Annotated in this window: 11 protein-coding genes and 1 pseudogene; 5 read left to right on the top strand and 7 right to left on the bottom strand. The window is 57.9% G+C overall.

From position 1 onward, the window contains the following. Positions 1 to 109: 109 nt before the first annotated feature. From AXG89_RS40450 to AXG89_RS40440, 3 genes and pseudogenes are all read right to left on the bottom strand, one after another. Positions 110 to 3159, bottom strand: a pseudogene (locus tag AXG89_RS40450) (efflux RND transporter permease subunit). Then, a complete protein-coding gene (locus AXG89_RS40445) occupies positions 3156 to 4235 on the bottom strand; it encodes an efflux RND transporter periplasmic adaptor subunit (RefSeq protein WP_236873637.1) in 1080 nt (359 codons plus the stop codon). The pseudogene AXG89_RS40450 and the gene AXG89_RS40445 overlap by 4 nt, the downstream one beginning before the upstream one ends. Beyond that, the gene (locus AXG89_RS40440) at positions 4232 to 5605 is read right to left on the bottom strand and encodes a TolC family protein (RefSeq protein ID WP_075357684.1); all 1374 of its coding nucleotides are present in this window, start codon (positions 5603 to 5605) and stop codon (positions 4232 to 4234) included. Before AXG89_RS40440 ends, AXG89_RS40445 begins: the two co-directional genes overlap by 4 nt. Before the next feature lie 155 nt (positions 5606 to 5760). Between AXG89_RS40440 and AXG89_RS40435 the strand changes: the two genes are divergently transcribed. From AXG89_RS40435 to AXG89_RS40415, 5 genes are all read left to right on the top strand, one after another. Beyond that, positions 5761 to 6423, top strand: a complete 663-nt coding sequence (locus AXG89_RS40435) for a response regulator (RefSeq protein ID WP_075357530.1) — start codon at positions 5761 to 5763, stop codon at positions 6421 to 6423. Beyond that, positions 6420 to 7775 carry an ATP-binding protein gene (locus AXG89_RS40430; protein ID WP_075357531.1) on the top strand — a complete coding sequence of 452 codons (1356 nt, stop codon included), beginning with the start codon at positions 6420 to 6422 and terminating at the stop codon, positions 7773 to 7775. The genes AXG89_RS40435 and AXG89_RS40430 overlap by 4 nt, the downstream gene beginning before the upstream one ends. Positions 7776 to 8003: 228 nt before the next feature. Then, positions 8004 to 8771 (top strand): DUF4118 domain-containing protein, encoded by a 768-nt coding sequence (locus tag AXG89_RS40425; RefSeq protein ID WP_119024845.1) that lies wholly within the window; start codon positions 8004 to 8006, stop codon positions 8769 to 8771. An 80-nt stretch (positions 8772 to 8851) separates the two neighbouring features. After that, positions 8852 to 9646 (top strand): alpha/beta hydrolase, encoded by a 795-nt coding sequence (locus AXG89_RS40420; RefSeq protein WP_086386312.1) that lies wholly within the window; start codon positions 8852 to 8854, stop codon positions 9644 to 9646. A 336-nt stretch (positions 9647 to 9982) separates the two neighbouring features. Next, positions 9983 to 10579 (top strand): undecaprenyl-diphosphatase, encoded by a 597-nt coding sequence (locus tag AXG89_RS40415; RefSeq protein ID WP_075357534.1) that lies wholly within the window; start codon positions 9983 to 9985, stop codon positions 10577 to 10579. A gap of 994 nt (positions 10580 to 11573) precedes the next feature. On the opposite strand, the gene AXG89_RS40410 is transcribed toward AXG89_RS40415, so the two are convergent. The 4 genes from AXG89_RS40410 to AXG89_RS40395 form a co-directional block, all read right to left on the bottom strand. Next, positions 11574 to 12194 carry a hypothetical protein gene (locus AXG89_RS40410; protein ID WP_119024844.1) on the bottom strand — a complete coding sequence of 207 codons (621 nt, stop codon included), beginning with the start codon at positions 12192 to 12194 and terminating at the stop codon, positions 11574 to 11576. A gap of 36 nt (positions 12195 to 12230) precedes the next feature. Continuing rightward, positions 12231 to 13253 (bottom strand): IS30 family transposase, encoded by a 1023-nt coding sequence (locus tag AXG89_RS40405; RefSeq protein ID WP_062174602.1) that lies wholly within the window; start codon positions 13251 to 13253, stop codon positions 12231 to 12233. 31 nt (positions 13254 to 13284) lie between these two features. After that, positions 13285 to 14892: a hypothetical protein gene (locus AXG89_RS40400; protein ID WP_162916244.1), complete on the bottom strand. Its 1608-nt coding sequence runs from the start codon at positions 14890 to 14892 to the stop codon at positions 13285 to 13287. Positions 14893 to 15219: 327 nt separating this feature from the next. Then, positions 15220 to 16191 (bottom strand): glycosyltransferase family 2 protein, encoded by a 972-nt coding sequence (locus tag AXG89_RS40395; RefSeq protein WP_075357536.1) that lies wholly within the window; start codon positions 16189 to 16191, stop codon positions 15220 to 15222. Positions 16192 to 16897 lie beyond the last annotated feature (706 nt).

Genomic DNA, 16897 nt, shown 5'->3' with positions numbered 1-16897 from the left:
ACCCGTCACCACACGGTCTTGTCTCCAAACCGAACGTCGGTGAATCCTGCGGCTGAACGACTCGGCTTCTTCCAGCTTTGAACAATCCGTTCGACATCGCAGATTCACTTTAGAAGGCAGTCTTCTCTTTTAAAAACAGCTTCAGCAACGCCGGTAGCAGCAACAGCACAAGCGGCATCTGGATGATCAGCCCCGAGATGATCGCAATCGCGAGCGGCTGTTGCATGGCCGAGCCCTGGCCGAGTGCAAACGCAAGCGGCAGCAGCGCGAGGATTGCTGCGATCGTTGTCATGGCGATCGGGCGCAAACGGTTGCCGCCTGCCGTCACGATGGCGTAACTCAGGGGCATGCCTTCCTTGAGTAATCCCTGCAGCTCCGAGACATAAAAAATCGCAACCTCGGTCACGATGCCGATGATCATCGTCATCCCCATCATGGCCGAGATATTCAAGTCGATGCCTGTCAGCCACAAGCCGATGAACACCGCGCCCGTCGCAAGCAGAGGCATGGCGAGCACGCAGAGCGCAATCACGAATCGCTCGTAGAGAAATAGAAGCAGGGCGAACACCAGCGCCACGGCAGCGCCGAACACGGTCATCAGACCCTTGAACGCGATCTGTTGCTGCTGATAAAGCCCGCCCAGTTCGTAATACACGCCAGCGGGCAATAGTTGTTTGCCATCGAGCAGCTTTTGCACGTCGGCGACGGTCGAGCCCAGATCACGTCCATCGATACGAGCCGTCACCGCGACCATGCGCTTGAGGTTGTCGCGGCTGATCTCGGGCTGACCCGTGACCACCACTTGCTCGGCCACGCGCGACAGCGCGAAGAGATGACCATCGGGCGCACGGATCTGTAGCTGGCCGAGCGCGGTATCGGTCATGTGCAGAGCACCCGCCACGCGCACGCGGATACCAATGGTCTTCGGTCCAACCTGGTATTGCGTCGCCAGGTTCCCTTCCACCATGTCCGACACAGCCTGCGCAATGCTCTGGATGTCCATGCCCTCGGCGGCCGCAGCTTCGGGCAGGATATGCAATTCCAGCGCGTCCCCGGCCGGATTGATGCCGTCGTTGACGTCCACGATCCCCTGTACTTTGCCGATGGCCGCGGCGACCTTCCTGGCCGTGGCATCAAGCGTAGTCTGGTCATCGGAAAAGATCTTGATCTGCACTGGCTGAGGCACGGCGGTGAGGTCGCCGATCAGGTCGTCCATGAGTTGCGCCAGTTCAAACGAAACGCCGGGAACGTGTGATTCGATGGACGTACGAATCTCTTCCATGACCGTATCAATAGGCTCCCGCTTGCCCGGCTTCAGCTTTACGAAGAAATCGCCCTTGTTGGGTTCCTGCAGGTCGCCGCCAAGCCCGGCGCCGGTCCGTCGCGAGTAAGTTGCAACGTTGGGGTTCGCGCTGATGATTGTCTCGACCTGTTTTATCAGCCGGTCCGACTCGGTGATCGAGGTTCCGGGTTCAGTGTGATAGTCCAGCACGAATCCGCCTTCATCCATGGACGGCATAAAACCGCTGCCGACCCGCGTAAAGGCCAATACAGCCACAACTACAAGCGGGATCAATCCGGCGAGAACAAACAAAGGGCGCGTCGTCACGCGTTTCACGAGCTTGTCGTATCGCAGGTTTATCCATCGTGCAAAAGGGGTTTCGCGATGTTCTTCCGCGTCTTTTGCCGTGAGCCAGTGATCGCATAGTATCGGCACGGCAAGCCAAGTGACGAGGAAAGAAATGAACAGGGCGCTTGCCATGGTGACCGAGAGCGCCTTGAAAAATGCCCCGGTCACGCCCGACAAAAACGCGAGTGGAACAAAAATGATCAGCGTAGCCGACGACGATCCCGCGAGCGGGCGCGTGAACTCCGTCGCGGCGGCCATCACGCGGCCCTGGAACGGCCGTCCGCCGCCTTCGCGCATCCGCCGCACGATATGCTCGATCATCACAATCGCGTCGTCGATCACAAGCCCGACCGCCGCAGCCATTCCACCGAGCGTCATGATGTTGAAGCCCATGCCGAAAACGTCGAGCAACAGGATGGTCGACGCCATCACGACCGGTACGAGGGCCACCGCGATGACCGTGATCTTCCAGTTGCGCAGGAAGGCGAATAGCGTGAGCGCCGCCAGCACCACGCCGATCAGGATCGCGTCGCGCACGCTGGTTGCCGAGGCCACCACGAGTTCACTCTGGTCGTACCAGTTTGCCAGCTTGACACCGGGCGGCATCTGTTGCCGAAATGATCGAAGACGGGCGCGGACTGCGGCGGCCATCGCAACGCTGTTCGCCCCGGGTTGCTGATAGATGTTGAGCAGCACTGCATCATGGCCGTCCGCGGTCACGCGCAGCCATTGCGGCAACGTGCCCTGCGTGACGGATGCGATCTCACCGAGACGGATCTGGCTGGCGCCGGGGCTCGACACGACCACATTGCGCAACGCGGCCACGCTTGTGACGGTCGAGTTTGCAATGACGAGATATAGCTTGTCGTGGTCCTCGATACGGCCGGTCGCCATCAGCACGTTGCTCGCGCCAATCGCCCGGGCGACGTCCGCCGCGGATAACTTGTAGACCGCCAGCCGCGCCGGATCGATGGCGACTTCGAGTTCGTCTTGCGCACCACCTGTGACTTCCACGCGCGCGACGCCCGTAACCGACGACAACATGGGGCGCATCTGGAATTGCGCCACGTCGTGCAACACGGTCAGCGACTGCTGGGCCGAGGTCAGGCTGTATGCCAGCACCGGGAACACGGTCGGGTCCATCCTGCGAACCTGCATCGAAGTGCCTGGGGGCAGCGTCGCAAGGATTTCACTGATCGCCGATTGCGCCTGCAGGGTCGCCTGGGCCATATCCGTCCCCAGTCGAAGTTGATCGAGATTTCGGCTGCGCCGCGACTCGTTTTCGATGTGACATCGCGCACGTTGGGCACGCGTCGCAATGCTTCTTCTACCGGCGTGGTGACTAGCGTGGCCATCTGTTCGGCGGGACGGTCGCCGGCATCGAGTGAAACCACCGCGCGCGGAAACGCAACGTTGGGAAAGAGCGAGGTGGGCAACTGCAACCCCGTCAATGTGCCCGCAATAGCCAGGAGGGCGATCACGAACAGCAGCGAACGCCTGTGAGCTTGCATCCAGGAGCCGAACGTCATTGGGCGGCGCCCCCGGCAGCGTGGACGGTCATGCCGTCCTTCAACTCATAGTTGCCGCTGACAACGAGCGGCAGTGTGGCGTCGAGTGCGCCGTCAACGCCGTATCGATCGCCGTTTTCGATCACCGTCGCGACATCGATCCGGTGCGCCTTGTTGTTTCTCGCGAGCTGGTAGACGTACGCGTGCTTGTCGTCCTTCAGCACGGCAGCGCGCGGAACGATCCAGTGGACGCCCGTGCGAGTCGCGATATCGGCGGAAACCTTCGTGCCCGGGATCAGCGGCGTACCGCTGACCGGCACGGCCGCGCCGATATCGAGCAACTGCGTCTGGGTATCGATGGCCGCGCCAACCAGCACCACGCGGCCGGTCACGGCGGTGTCCGCGAGGGATGCTGACAGGGCATGCAGCGTCACGGCGTCGCCGGCACGGACCGACGTGGCGCCAGATGGCTCCACGCCGAGCGTAACGTTCGAACGCATTGCGTCCCGGCTATTCGATGCCGCCAGTTGCAAAACGGGCGCGCCCGCTGCAACCTGCTCGCCCTGCCCGGCGGTGACCTGGATGACCACACCGTCCACCGGCGACTTCACGGTCGCATTGCCATTGCCGATGCCCGTGCCCATCTGCGCGGCGAGCGCTTGCCGGGCGTCGTCCAGTGCTTTTCTTGCCATGGCGAGTTGCGAGGTGGTGGCAAGCGATTGGTCGTACAACGCTTGCGTGCGCGCGAGCTCACCCTGGGCGAGTGTCGCTGCGCTTTTCGCCTGCGTGGCCGCAAGTGTGGCAGCAGGATCGGCCTGCACCACGAAAAGCGGATCGCCGCGTGTCACTTTTTGTCCTGCCTGGACGCGAAGCTGCACGATCCGCGCGACATAAGAAACGCTGACCGATGTCAGGTTCGCTGCCGTGGCGGCAACGACGCCGTAGCCGCGAACCGGCTGGGCAATCGAGCCACGCTGCACCGGGATGGTCTGCACCTGGACGGTGACGTCATCAGCGTGCGCGCCGAGCGAGACGCCAAGCGCGCAAATCAGGGCCCGCCGGACGGCGGAGAAAATTGTCTGCATGAGTGCGCTCACGAATGATCGTTTGAGAATGCGTCAGGAATGGCGCCGCCCAGCAGCGCCTGCAGGCCGATGCGCTGCTCGGTCAGGGACTCGCGCAAAGTGGCGATATCGACTTGCTTCGTTATGGCGGCGGCTTGCGCGTCGGTGTAAGCGCTCAGCGCCAGGTTGTGTTGGGCAAAGGCCGCGCTTGCGTGCCGCGCTGCGTGCTCGGCATCCGGCAATGCAACTTCGGCCTCTGCGAGCTGGCGGGAAAGGATGGCGCCGTCGGCGCGCAGGTGGTCCACGTCGGCGAACGCCTGGTTGAGGCGGACCTGGTATTCGTCCTTCATCCGTTGCCGGGTGCTTTGCTCGATTGCCACATTGCCGCGATTGCGATTGAAGAGGGGCAGGCTCAGGTTGATCTGAAAGCCGGTCGTGTAGATGTTCGAGGTGTCGCGCGCCCTGTTGAAGCCGACCGTCAGCGTTGGAAACTGGCTCATGATCGCCGCACGGTACTTCTGTTCCTGCGCGTCGTAGCCCGCGCGCAGCGCAAGCAGATCGGGCCGGCGTTGTGGCAATGCCTCCAGCGCGTCGTCGAGGGTTGAGTCGGTGAGGGTGGTGTCGTTGAAATCTCCGACGAGCTGCAGTTGCACCGTCTGCGACAATCCCAGCAGCGCGTTCAGGTCGTGGTGGGTCTGTTCGGCTGCACGTTCAGCGTCCGTAAAAAGTTTTCTTGCATCGGAGTAAGAGGTCAGCGCCGCCGTGAGCGTGTCCTCGGTCAGGTTACCTTCGCGTTGCGCGGCAGCCATGCGTTCATAACGCATGCGGGAGAGGTCGCGTTGCTGCTGAAGAAGGGGGAGCGTGCTCTGTGAAAAACGTGCTTTGACAAATAACTGGCGTGCTTGCGCCACGACCTGCCACTCTTGCCATAGCAGGCCGAGATCCGTCTTCGCCACGGTTGCATCGGCGGACTGCTCGTTGGCGCTGCGCGTGAGGATTGCAAGCACATCCATGCTCAGCCCATAGTTGAATGCGCGTGTTGCACCTGCCGCGCCCGGATAATCGCTGGAAACAGCCAGTTGCGGGTCGGGCAGCAAGCCTGCAGAGAACGCTTGCGCCCGGGCAATTCCCAAGTCGTCGCGCGCAAGTTTCAGGTCAGGGTTGTTGGCGACTGCAAGCATTGCGACTTCGCCGATGTCGAGACCATCCGATGGGTCAAAGGTATGCGCGGCAAGCTCCGGGAGCGGCATGCTGGCGGGATCGATACGGACCCGCTCGACGCTGTCCTGGCTGGTCGAGGTGTTGACAGGTTTGAGAGGATCCGCGTGATACCACGTACAAGCGGCGAATGACGCCACGACCACGGCAGATCCGCACAGGCGCAATGATCGAAGAACAAGCATGAAGATAGAATCGCCAAGTAGGATCCCGATGCAGAAGAACAACGCGCCGCAGTGGCGCGCCGACAAGTCAGACGGGGCGAGTCTACGAATCGCGTGCTTAAGGAACGCTTAAGTTAAAAGCCCGGACAATGCGTGCCTTAAAAGGAGAAAATTCGATGCGTTTGCTACTGGTTGAGGACGACGACATGATTGCCGAGACGGTTGTCGACTTCATGCGCCGCGCGGGCTACGCCATCGATCACGCCGCTGACGGGCGGGCCGCCGACCTGTCCCTTGCCAATGGCGTGTATGACCTTGTACTGCTCGACCTCGGCTTGCCCAAACGCGACGGCATCGAGGTGCTGAACACCTATCGACGCGCCGGCGGGGCGGCGCCAGTGATCATCCTCACTGCGCGCGATGCTGTCGACGAACGCATCCGCGGCCTCGACGCAGGCGCGGACGATTACTTGATGAAACCATTCGATATCGATGAACTCGCGGCACGGGTTCGTGCCTTGTTGCGGCGGCGCACAGGACAAAAGCAGCCGGTCTATACGCACGGCGACCTGGCGCTGGATCCGGCTTCGCACGAAGCCACGAAAGCAGGCGTAAAGCTGCCGCTTGTGCCGCGGGAATTTGCGTTGTTGCAGGCGTTGATCGAAGAGCCGACGCGCGTGTTTCGCCGCCCGGAGCTCGAGGAAAAGCTCTATGGGTGGGGCGAGGAAGTCGGCAGCAACACCATCGAGGTACATGTCCATAGCCTGCGTAAAAAGATCGGCACGGACGAGATCATGACGATTCGCGGCGTGGGTTACCGCCTGAAGAGGCTTGGATGAAGTCCATTCGGCGATGGTTGCTCGGCTGGCTGATCTTCGGCCTCGCCGTCGCGTGTCTGATCGCAGGCTACGGCATCTTCCATTCCGCGCGTCATGAAGCGGGCGAGCTGTTCGACTATGAACTGCGAACGGTGGCGTTGTCGATGCCCGCGAACATCGCGACAACCAGCGGCGCCGAGCAGCGCGAGCACGATTTCAAGGACCTGGCCGACGACCGGATTGCCATCGATATCTGGGATGCGGCCGGCGCGCTCGTCTATCACTCGGCGAAGGAGCCGGTGCTGCCGAAGCTCTCTGAAGGATTCCGGACGATCGAGCGCAATGAATATCGCTGGCGTGTTTTTGGCGTGCAACAAGCGGGCCGCTATGTGCAGGTTGCACAACCTTATTCAGTGCGTGACAACCTCGCGGCGCGTCTTGCGCTACGCACGTTGTGGCCGCTAGCGTTGCTCGTGCCCGTCACCATTGCTTTCGTGCTGCTGATCGTGGCCCGCGGACTTGCGCCAATCGGTGGCTTGTCGCGGGCGCTGGCGAATCGCTCGATCGAGTCGCTTGATCCGGTGGTGATCGACGATCGGGTGCCGGTCGAGATTCGACCGCTCGTCGACGCTCTGAATGATCTGCTTGAGCGACTCAACGTGGCGTCGAAGGCGCAGCGCACCTTCGTGGCCGATGCCGCGCACGAGTTGCGCACGCCGCTGACCGCGCTCAAATTGCAGTTGCAGGCCGCGAAACGCGATGCATTCGCCAGCTCCGACGCGCGCGTGATCGAGCGTCTCGAGGGGCGCGTCAACCGCATCATTCACCTGGCGCAACAACTGCTGAGCATGGCGCGCGAGGACGCGTCGCATGAGAAGTCCATGATCCCCGTGAGCCTGCGCTGTGTCGCCGAGCAATCGGTATCCGATCTGTCGTTGCTGGCCGAGGCCAAGCAGATTGACCTCGGTCTTGACGCGCACGGACCAGCAGGGCCGGGCAGCGGGAATGATGCGTATTGCGTGCTTGGCGACGAACAGGCGCTGGGCATCCTTCTAAACAATCTCGTCGACAACGCCATCCGCTATACGCCGAGGGGCGGCCGGGTCGATGTCGTGCTAAAGCGCGACACGCAGACCGGAGGGGTGTCGCTGGAGGTGGCTGACACCGGCCCCGGCATTGCCGACGACGAAATCAAACGCGTCTTCGACCGTTTTTACCGCGGGGCTTCGGTGAAGGAGCAAGGCAGTGGTCTGGGGCTCGCAATTGCATCGAGCATCGCGGTGCGTCACCGCGCGGAGCTCTGCGTGAGCAACCGGACCGACGGACCAGGACTGAGCATCAGGCTGAACCGGTTGCCGACAGTGCCGGCCTGACGCGTCTGCGTCGTCCCGTCTTTTCTTTCGTCGACACGATCCGACCAATCATCACACGTAGTCAACGCATTTCCGATTTTCCGATGTTTTGCTCGCGTAAGCGTTCCTTAAGCAACGCGACGCTATGCTCGAGCGGGAATTGACGGACTTCGCCAACAGCAGTTTCTTCCGTTTCACCTGCGTTTTCACCGGTCGAGGTTTGTGAAAACGCAACCCATACATCGCATCATGAGAATAAGAAATGCAAGGCGCTGGGCGCGGGGAGGCGCGCGGCCATGGCTCTTCGCGGCGTTGTCGCTCGTGGTTGCCTGTGGCGTGCGCTGGCTGCTGCACCCGATCATTGGCCCCATCATGCCCGGCACTGCGTTCTGTATCGCAGCGGCGTTGATTGAATATTATTTCGGCATTGCACCCGCATGCGTGGTCATGCTACTCGGCCTCGGAATCGATGATTACCTGTTCGTACCGCCGTATGGACAGTTCGACGTACTCGATCAATCTGATCTTGCGCTGATCATTTCCTACCCGGTGGTCACCATCCTCGTCATTTGCCTGATCGAGCGCTTGCGGCGAGCGCAATTTCAGGCGGAGCTGCTTGGGCAGGTTGCGCAGTCGCGCTATGAAATGCTGCTGCGTCTGGACAACGAGCGTGCCATCGCGATCCGCGGCAACGACGAAACGCACCGGCTGCTGCGGCATTTGCCGCATTATCACCATGACATTGTGCTGATCAAGGCGCTCGATCGCAAGCACAGCGCGGTGTTGGGCGATAACGGCGATGGCGCCGGCATCCCGGCGGCCGTTGCACCCGGCTTTCTGTACGAGAAGGTCGCAACTGAAGATCTCAGGCGACTGGCAGCAATCATGCATGCGGGCACATACCGCGTGCGTCTTGCCCTGGCAGGGGGCGCCGAAAAAGCGGTCGACTGCGCGTGCGAGCGTTTCAACACGCACGTTGGCGATTTCATCGTCTGCCGCGTCGGGGAGCCCGTTTGACTGAAGGCAAACCTGTCCATCTCGAAGCCGGCAATCACGCCGTTCTCCTGCTGCATGGCCTGTCGAGTTCACCGCTGGAAATGCGTTTCCTCGCCCGTGCACTGCATCGCGAAGGCTTCACCACGGTCGCGCCGGTGCTGCCGGGCTATAGCGCCGGCACGCGTGAACAGCGCATGGAAGCCTGGGTCGCCGCCGCTGTAAGTGAATTCGACGCGCTGAGTTGCCGGTACACGCACGTCTCTGTCTGCGGCTTGTCGATCGGAGCGGCGCTCGCAATGGCCCTGGTCAGCAAGCGGCCATCGGCAAAGTCCGTCGCTCTGCTTTCGGTGACGCTTGACTACGACGGCTGGGCGATTCCCTGGTACCGGTTCTTGTTGGGCTGGGCCTATTTCACGCCGCTTCGAAACAGATGGCGGTATCGCGAGCAGGAGCCCTTCGGTCTTCGCAACGAGGCGTTACGCTCGAAAGTGGCTCGCGCAATGCTCAAAGGCGATCTCAGCGAAGTCGGTCCGGCGACCATCTCTTTGAATGCACTGCACGAAGCCAGCCGCCTCGCGCGGAGCGTTCGCCGGATCGTGCCGGGCGTGAGCGCCGACTGCCTGATCGTCCATGCCATCGACGATGAAACCTCCAGCCCCGCCAATGCGAGATTTGTCAGTTCGCATCTGGCGTCGACGTTCATCCGCACGATCTATCTCGACGATTCGTATCACATGATTACATCGGACAACGAGCGGGAAACGGTGGCGCGTGAGGTAGTCATGTTCTTGCGCGAGAGTGAGGCGGCGGCTGAAGCGGGTGAGGGCGGCAAGGCGCCTGTGGTTTCAAAGGCGCTCGCTCGCCGGCTCAGGCAGATCGCAGCGTTAGCGAAGTAGCATGCATAAAGGGACGTCGTACGGCCAACGCTGCGATCCGCTGCTTGACGGTAGCCTTGGGATCAGTGACTGCTGCCGGCGCCGGTTTGTCGCGTACCTGCCGGAGCGCAGATAAGGGCCATGCTGGCATCGAGTCGGCGTGCGGCGGTCTGTCCACGTGCGCGCTTGTCGTTCGCGATGGTTTGCGCTGTGACGAGATCCAGATAGCTGACGGTGCCCGCCTGGAAGCGGTTTGTCGTCAGCTTTAGTGCAAGCGTGGCGGCGGATTAGGGAACCTAAGCGTTCGATAAGTTTCGGTCCGTACCATGCCACCGTTCCCCTTACTTCTCACACGCGATGAACACGTTAAATCTAAGGCTGTTTTACTTGATCAACGCCTCTTCCCGTCCAATACCATTTGTCGTTGAGATGGCGCACATATTTGCCGTATATGCCATATGGTTGGCGCCGCTTGCATTGATCTCGGGATGGCTTCGCGGAAACGACGTGTTGCGTCACCACATGGTGGAGGCTGCGTTGTCGACGGGTGTGGCGCTGGTGGCCGCACAAATCATCGGGATTGCGTGGCCGCAACAGAGGCCGTTCGTGCTTGGTCTCGGCACCAATTTAATGGCGCATTCGCCTGATGCGTCTTTCCCAAGCGATCATCTAACCTGTTTGTGGGGCGCAGCCTTCAGCCTCCTGGCATATAAACGCACGCGTCCAATTGGAACTGCGCTTGCATTGCTCGGAATACCGGTGTCGTGGTCGCGGATCTATCTTGGCGTGCATTTCCCGATGGACATAGTCGGCGCGGCTGTTGTGTCGGGCTTGAGCGCCTGGGTTCTGGCAAATACAGGGCGGCGTCCTGTTCAATTCATCGTGGCGGTGACTTCTCATGTGTATCGACCGATGTTTAAAATCCTCATCCAGCGGGGCTGGGTATCGCCATAAGAGAAAATACGCGGCGCCCAGCTAGCAAGAATTCGACTCGATAAGCTCAAGGCTCACTTAGTATCATTCAGATTGAACCGGCTGGGAACGGGCGGGTTTCGAGCAGCACATGTCGTTGTACACGCCATTCAAAAGAACTTCGAGCCGAAGCGCTTGAATTAGAAAACCGACGCCTGAGCGCCATGCTGACAGTGAATCACAGTAAGTCCTGGCTCCGAACGCTAACTACCGGCTCCGGTCTCGCCGCATCAGTTCAATGGATCTGCGGCAACTACGCTGCCGGCAAACCCCTGAAAAGTTCGTCACGCGTTGCATCAATTTGTTGCTCGTCCGCTTAACCTGATCAATGTCTGTGTGCGTCCGCACACACCACTGCTACTTAATCTTTTCAAGCTAGTGCAATCTCGGCGAGAGTAGAGTTTAATGGTCGTGTAATTCAACTATTGGAGACAGATATTGGTGGTGCTTTCTTTCATCGGACACTGGTATTGGGTGTCGGTCAAGACGTTCTTTTGTGTTGCGAGCGTTATGTTCGTACTGCAACGATTCAGCTCGAATACTACACGGGCGATGCTTGTTCCGGTCCTGGGCTTCGTTCCAATATTGAATGTACTCGCCGCATTAATTCTCGTCCTGTACATGCCGCCGCCAACAATTGCGGAGTTATTTGGACACGAAGAATAGTCGGCGGTTACGGACGTGAAAGCGTTCAATGACTACCGCACGCTTGGCTTCGTGCTTCATCGGTCGAGGCCGTTAAACAAGAGAACGCGTTCACCTAGGATTCGAAGGCTTCCAAGGGGGCGCCGATCAATCCTTCCAATGATAAAGGCAACTAAGCGCTGTGCAAAGGTTGTGACAATGCCACCATCAAACGGTCAGTTAGGTGCTGTGCTTCACGTGACAGCGCAACAGGGGTAAGTCACCAACACCGCAGACAAAACGTCATGACACTTCGTCAGTTCGCGAACTTGGTCCAGGGTCTTTAAAGTCGCTAATATCTGGCAGTTCCTGTCGCAACCCACACGTTGCCCGAAGCGCAAGTGACGTTGCAGATTGTCGACCCGCCGCCGACGTAGTTCGTCCCAAGACTACAAGACTCAGCATCCGAAACCGTTGCTGTCGCGTGGGCTGTAATGGAACTATTCAAATTGCATGCGGGCAAGGCGACGCCATTTGCAGAGAACGTGAGCGGTGAAAATGCGCTCTGCGGAGTGTAGTAATTGTCGCCTGTCACATGCAGACCGAGCATGCCGGCCACATTGTTGAAGATCTTATTGCTTTGTGATCCGATGTTGCCATCGGCTTCGAAATAGTTTGATGAAATCACACCACCAACAACGGTCCCGGTCGTGAAAACCTCCGCGCCAGGCGCCATCACATTGTTCCATTGAACCGTCGAATCCGACAACCGGAGACCTTGAATGTTATCGCCGGCCAAGATGACGCCAGGTCCGCCATTTCCCTCGATGATGCAATAGACGCACTGAGTGTTTTCGATGTTGTAGACCGCGCGGGCGCTACCGACTTTAAGACCGCCACCACCGTTGTATGCCGCATAGAAATGCTTGAACAGCACATTTTCGCTGTAGTCTCGATAGTCTTTCGCTGACAAAGCATGGCGGTCTCAAGTCGAAGTGCAACAACTGGTCTAATGTTTAGATGACGTTGCTAGATCCGCTGCTTTCAGTGTCGCGGCAAATACCTCAAATGGTGAATGAAACGCATGCGTAGCACGAGGGCGGTTGTTCAAGCTGTCTGCAATGACGTCGAGGTCGGCCTGACTATGGACGGAAAGGTCGGTGCCTTTGGGCAAGTACTCGCGCAACAGGCCGTTGGTATTTTCACAAGTTCCTCGCTGCCACGGGCTGTGTGGATCGCAAAAATATACGTTCACGCCTGTTTGAGCGGCAAGTTCTTGATGCCGTGAGAGTTCGCGCCCCTGGTCGTAAGTGAAGCTGTGACGCAAGTGCTCGGGGATCGAGTTGAGCTTGGCAGAGAAGCCAGCCAGTGCAGATTCGGCTGTGGCATCGTCCATCTTAGCCAGCAGCACGAGACGGCTGGTTCTCTCCACCAACACGCCCACAGAGGAGCGATTGCCTTCGCCTTTAATGAAGTCGCCCTCCCAGTGCCCTGGCATCACGCGATCCTCTATTTCAGGTGGGCGCACGTGAATGCTGACCATATTTGGAATTTGCCAGCGGCGATCACTACCCCGTGTACGCGACATACGGGCGCGATGAGCACGACGCAAACAAGCAATGAGTTGACGCCGTAGTTCGCCGCCTGGGTGGGCGTAGATAGTGGTGTAAATCGTTTCGTGCGAGACCTGCAAAGTCGGATCGTTTGGGAACATACGCTTGAGGACTCCAGAGATTTGCTGAGGCGACCAACGCCACTCGAGCAGCGTAAGGACGACCCTCCAGCAAGCGCTGTGAGGCCCGAGTTTGGGCGCACCCGCACTGTTGGATCGTCGGGCCAAACTGAGTGCGTGCGCCGCTGCTGGGACATAACCAAGCACTGAGCTATTGCGCCTGAGCTCGCGGCTAAGGGTAGAGGCCGAGCGCCCGAGTATTCGGGCCATGGCCCGAATACTAGAACCCCGTTGACGTAGGCTCGCAATCTCCAGACGTTCCTCAGCTTGCAACTGCTCGTACTGATTTGCTTTATGCATTACAACACCTTATACGCTTTGGTGTTGCGCTTCAATTTTGAGCCCGCCCATCCACGTAGCCGCCGTATCGGACGAAGTTGAAAACAAAAACGTTATCAACAACCGCGTTTTGCCAATTCAAAACATCGATTCCATCCTGGCCACCCCCGTCAAGCGCAGTGCCGACGCCGCCAACAATGGAGAAGTTACTCAGCCTATCAGCTGCGGCCGTGCTCGTTACATGGAGGGATCCAGTGATTGAAACTGCAGGACCAGTCAGTGCCTGTGTAAGATAATGAAGCTGCGAACCGTTGTTCGCGTTGACGAGAACATTTCCGTTGATGAACGTGTTTGGGGTATTCGCAGCACTTGGTCCGACTCCAACAAGACTGATCGGGATATTGGCCGGTAGGATCAATTCTTCGGTCAGTATGTAATGCTTTGCCCCAAGTTCGATCCTGCAACCTTTAGTGCTACAAGGCGCGCTCGAAAGCATTGTTGTAAAAGCGGCGCTGTCATCTGTTCCGTAGGCAAATTGCAGATTGCCACCGGTTAGTTCAGTCGCAAAATCTACGGCAATCGAACTCTCGGTTTCGACGGTGATGATCTTGCCGCATTTTTGCTTGTTGAACGGTAAAGCCGCTTGTATGTTTGCAACGCAAATTTTTTTGCCGACGTCGTCAGAGGTGAAATGTGCCGTCGCCGAGTGCAGGGTGCTGCTCGTCTCGCCAAACTTGGTAGGATCGACTCCGCTAACATTGCGATAATCAAGCATAAGCCCTGCGGCGCTACTCGAGCCGTTCCCGCTGAGGATGAAAGTGTAAGTCGATGGCTCATACTCACCGGTCACTTTGGTGAAGCAAGTCAAGCGATCTGCCGCATTCGAGCCAGTTGCAATGGGCTTGAATCCGATCGGGGGCGTTATGGTCCGAGTACCGTCGTTGTCAATGACATTACAGGCTAATAAATAATCACCAGTGCGATGTCCGAGTGGCTTGGGGAGAGCGACATCGGCGGTACTCGCAGAGTAGTATGTCGTGCTGGCAATGAAGGAAGGCGTTCCGATCGATGCGAGCGCAATGGAAACTGTCTGCCATCCAGATGCAAACGGTGTGATTCCCGAGACTGCAGTTGTAAGAGCAGGCCTCGCAACAGTTTCATCCAGCGCCATGATGCCAAGGCTGCCATTTTCTGAAGACTGGTTGGCCCGGACCATCCCGAGCGATGGCGTAACTGAGTAAGCCTGCGCATTCGCAATAACGTGCACAACCATGTCGTTCGATGCACCGGTCGAAACCGGTGGCGCCGTCGGGTTCGCGTCATTTGCCGCATGCGAAGTTGCAACTGTCGCTGTCCCGCCAACTTGCATGCTGCCGTCGAAGTAGGTATTACCGTCACCGACTGCTCCATATGTTTCCGGCAGCACAACTCCATTAGTGAAACCCGCTTTAGACTGATCGAAGGTGCCAGCGTCAGCCTGATCGCGTCGAACATGTGCGTGGGACTGTCCGAGATGTACAGTGCGGGCTCCGGGAGCGTTGGCAGAATGCCTTGTTTCTCGATTCACTGCATCTGCACATGCGACGTTCGACAGCATTACGCACGCCAGAACAATAAGGTTTTTCAGCATATTCTTCGTTGGCTTATAGTTCAGGTGCATTGACCGATTCTGCGCATGCCGATCTTCTCTCCGCTTGTTCACCCGCTCGGCGCACGTGACATTCCAGCATGACGGACCTAGCGGCCGTGATGGTCAAACCATCCGCTTTAGGAACACGTTCATATCTATGAGGAAATAATTTACCTTCGCTGCATCGTTGCAGTTTTGTTGGGCGTGTTCTCGAAGCGAGACCGGTAGTCACGAATACTTTGTTGATCCGCTTCGGACAACAACAATAAGCTGAAGCTAAGCGTCTTCAGTTCACTTGCCCGCCTGCGCGTCCGGAGGTCTTTGCCATGCCCGGTCGCTCACCCACCCAACCCAATCTTAACGGTGCAACCTTGCCTCCGCTTTGAGACTGTACAGTTCGGGAACCAACGCGAGCAGGAGACGTTTTGGCGCAAACAGGCGCGGCGAAACATGCCGCGCGACGTGCCACATGGCGGTGATGTTCCTTCTTCGGAGGTTGATGCTGGCGCCAACGAGGGAACTAACGAAGTGCAGATCTCCGAGCGCGTTGCCGACGATCTCTTCTTTGATTGCTGATCTCTCAGGCGGCTTGAGAGCGAAGAACGATAGCTTCGATAATTCCCGGACCATGCGATTCATGCTGTCGTAATGGTGTTTCGTCTTCGATGAAAACATGATTGAGCCCGACCTCAACCGTCGTTTGTAGAGTTTTTCATGAAGTATTGCCACCTTGCGCTTTTTCTCCAGCAAGAGCGAAACAAAAAAGTGGTTGTCCTCGAACAACATGCCTTCGATAAACCGGAGTTCTCCTATCGCTGATTTGCGCGCAACGAAGCAGCATGCCTGCACGCAGTAGTGTCCTTGTCGAAGTGACTCAACGATAAAATCGTCAGACCATAAAGGCGACTTTCCTACCGGCCGTTTATAATAGTTTTCTTCGATCTTATAAACAGGCGAGTCCACCGGAAAAACTTCGGCCTCAAACATTACAACGTCGATCTCATTATTTTGGAACTCGCGGTAGCATGAAGCTAGCGCCTCGGCATCGATGACATCGTCACTATCAAAATAATAAATATACGTGCCAATCGCGACATCTGTGCCTGAGTTCCGTGCAGCCGAAAGACCTCCGTTTCGCTGATGAAGATATTTGAACCGTGTATCTGTCGAACAAAACTTCTTCGCAATATCCCCAGTGCCGTCGGTTGATCCGTCGTCCACAATGATAGCCTCGAAGTCAGCAAACGACTGTCTTGCAATGCTTTCCAGCGCTTCCTCAATAAAATCCTGCACATTGTAGGCCGGGACAATAATCGAAAAAACAGGCATGTGTAGTCCTTAAGCTTTAGTAAGAAGGCAAAACGTGCGAACGTCGTCGGGAGCAACTTGGATGGGAATCAAACGCAAACGGGGCGACCTGTTCCAAGTTCTTGCTGCCTTCGGGCCTAACGGTCGCAGCCCCCGTAGCACGCGCTCAAATCCGACGTTACTGTATCCGCGCCCCAGCTCACCTAGCTGTTTCAACTGAGGATTATGGACGAGGTGTTCAGTTGCATATCGGATATTGCATTACCGCGCTTACCCAATTAAGGACAGCGGGAAGCTCCAGTAGCCGCTCATTAATCACACAATTGATATTAAATGGTGACTTCAAATGAAGCTTACACTTAATGCAGGGTGGATTAGTGAAACGGCTAAAACTCGTGTGCTATTGGCCGAAAGCGTCGATCAGACGATATGCCAGATTTCACTCGCGACTTCGCATTGTTTGCGAAGGGCGTGCAACCGGCAATATGTTAAAGCCTTAGTGTTCAAATCGGATTGGGCCGTTCGGTTGCTGGCACGGCGCTTCTTCTGAAATAAGTAGCGATCAACACGTCACACGAATGATATAGGAATGAATAGTCAATTACGACGACGCGACCGCGCGTGGCTTCCAGCTAAATTTCCCGGCTTCTTAATTGTCTGGGTTGTAAATCACATATGCTTTCTTACCCTGCCATTGCGCCCCTGGCGGGCCCAGGAAAATATCGCT

Source organism: Burkholderia sp. PAMC 26561, assembly GCF_001557535.2.
Lineage (GTDB): Bacteria > Pseudomonadota > Gammaproteobacteria > Burkholderiales > Burkholderiaceae > Caballeronia.
The sequence above is the reverse complement of the archived record's forward strand: the minus strand, read 5'-3'. Positions and strand labels throughout refer to the sequence as shown.

Bases quoted from the DNA above. Each gene is read 5' to 3' on its own strand.
- AXG89_RS40435 (WP_075357530.1), top strand. From the start codon at position 5,761: ATGCGTTTGCTACTGGTTGAGGACGACGACATGATTGCCGAGACGGTT.
- AXG89_RS40395 (WP_075357536.1), bottom strand. From the start codon at position 16,191: ATGCCTGTTTTTTCGATTATTGTCCCGGCCTACAATGTGCAGGATTTT.
- AXG89_RS40405 (WP_062174602.1), bottom strand. From the start codon at position 13,253: ATGCATAAAGCAAATCAGTACGAGCAGTTGCAAGCTGAGGAACGTCTG.
- AXG89_RS40440 (WP_075357684.1), bottom strand. From the start codon at position 5,605: ATGCTTGTTCTTCGATCATTGCGCCTGTGCGGATCTGCCGTGGTCGTG.
- AXG89_RS40415 (WP_075357534.1), top strand. From the start codon at position 9,983: ATGAACACGTTAAATCTAAGGCTGTTTTACTTGATCAACGCCTCTTCC.
- AXG89_RS40425 (WP_119024845.1), top strand. From the start codon at position 8,004: ATGAGAATAAGAAATGCAAGGCGCTGGGCGCGGGGAGGCGCGCGGCCA.
- AXG89_RS40400 (WP_162916244.1), bottom strand. From the start codon at position 14,892: ATGCACCTGAACTATAAGCCAACGAAGAATATGCTGAAAAACCTTATT.
- AXG89_RS40420 (WP_086386312.1), top strand. From the start codon at position 8,852: ATGCGTTTCCTCGCCCGTGCACTGCATCGCGAAGGCTTCACCACGGTC.
- AXG89_RS40430 (WP_075357531.1), top strand. From the start codon at position 6,420: ATGAAGTCCATTCGGCGATGGTTGCTCGGCTGGCTGATCTTCGGCCTC.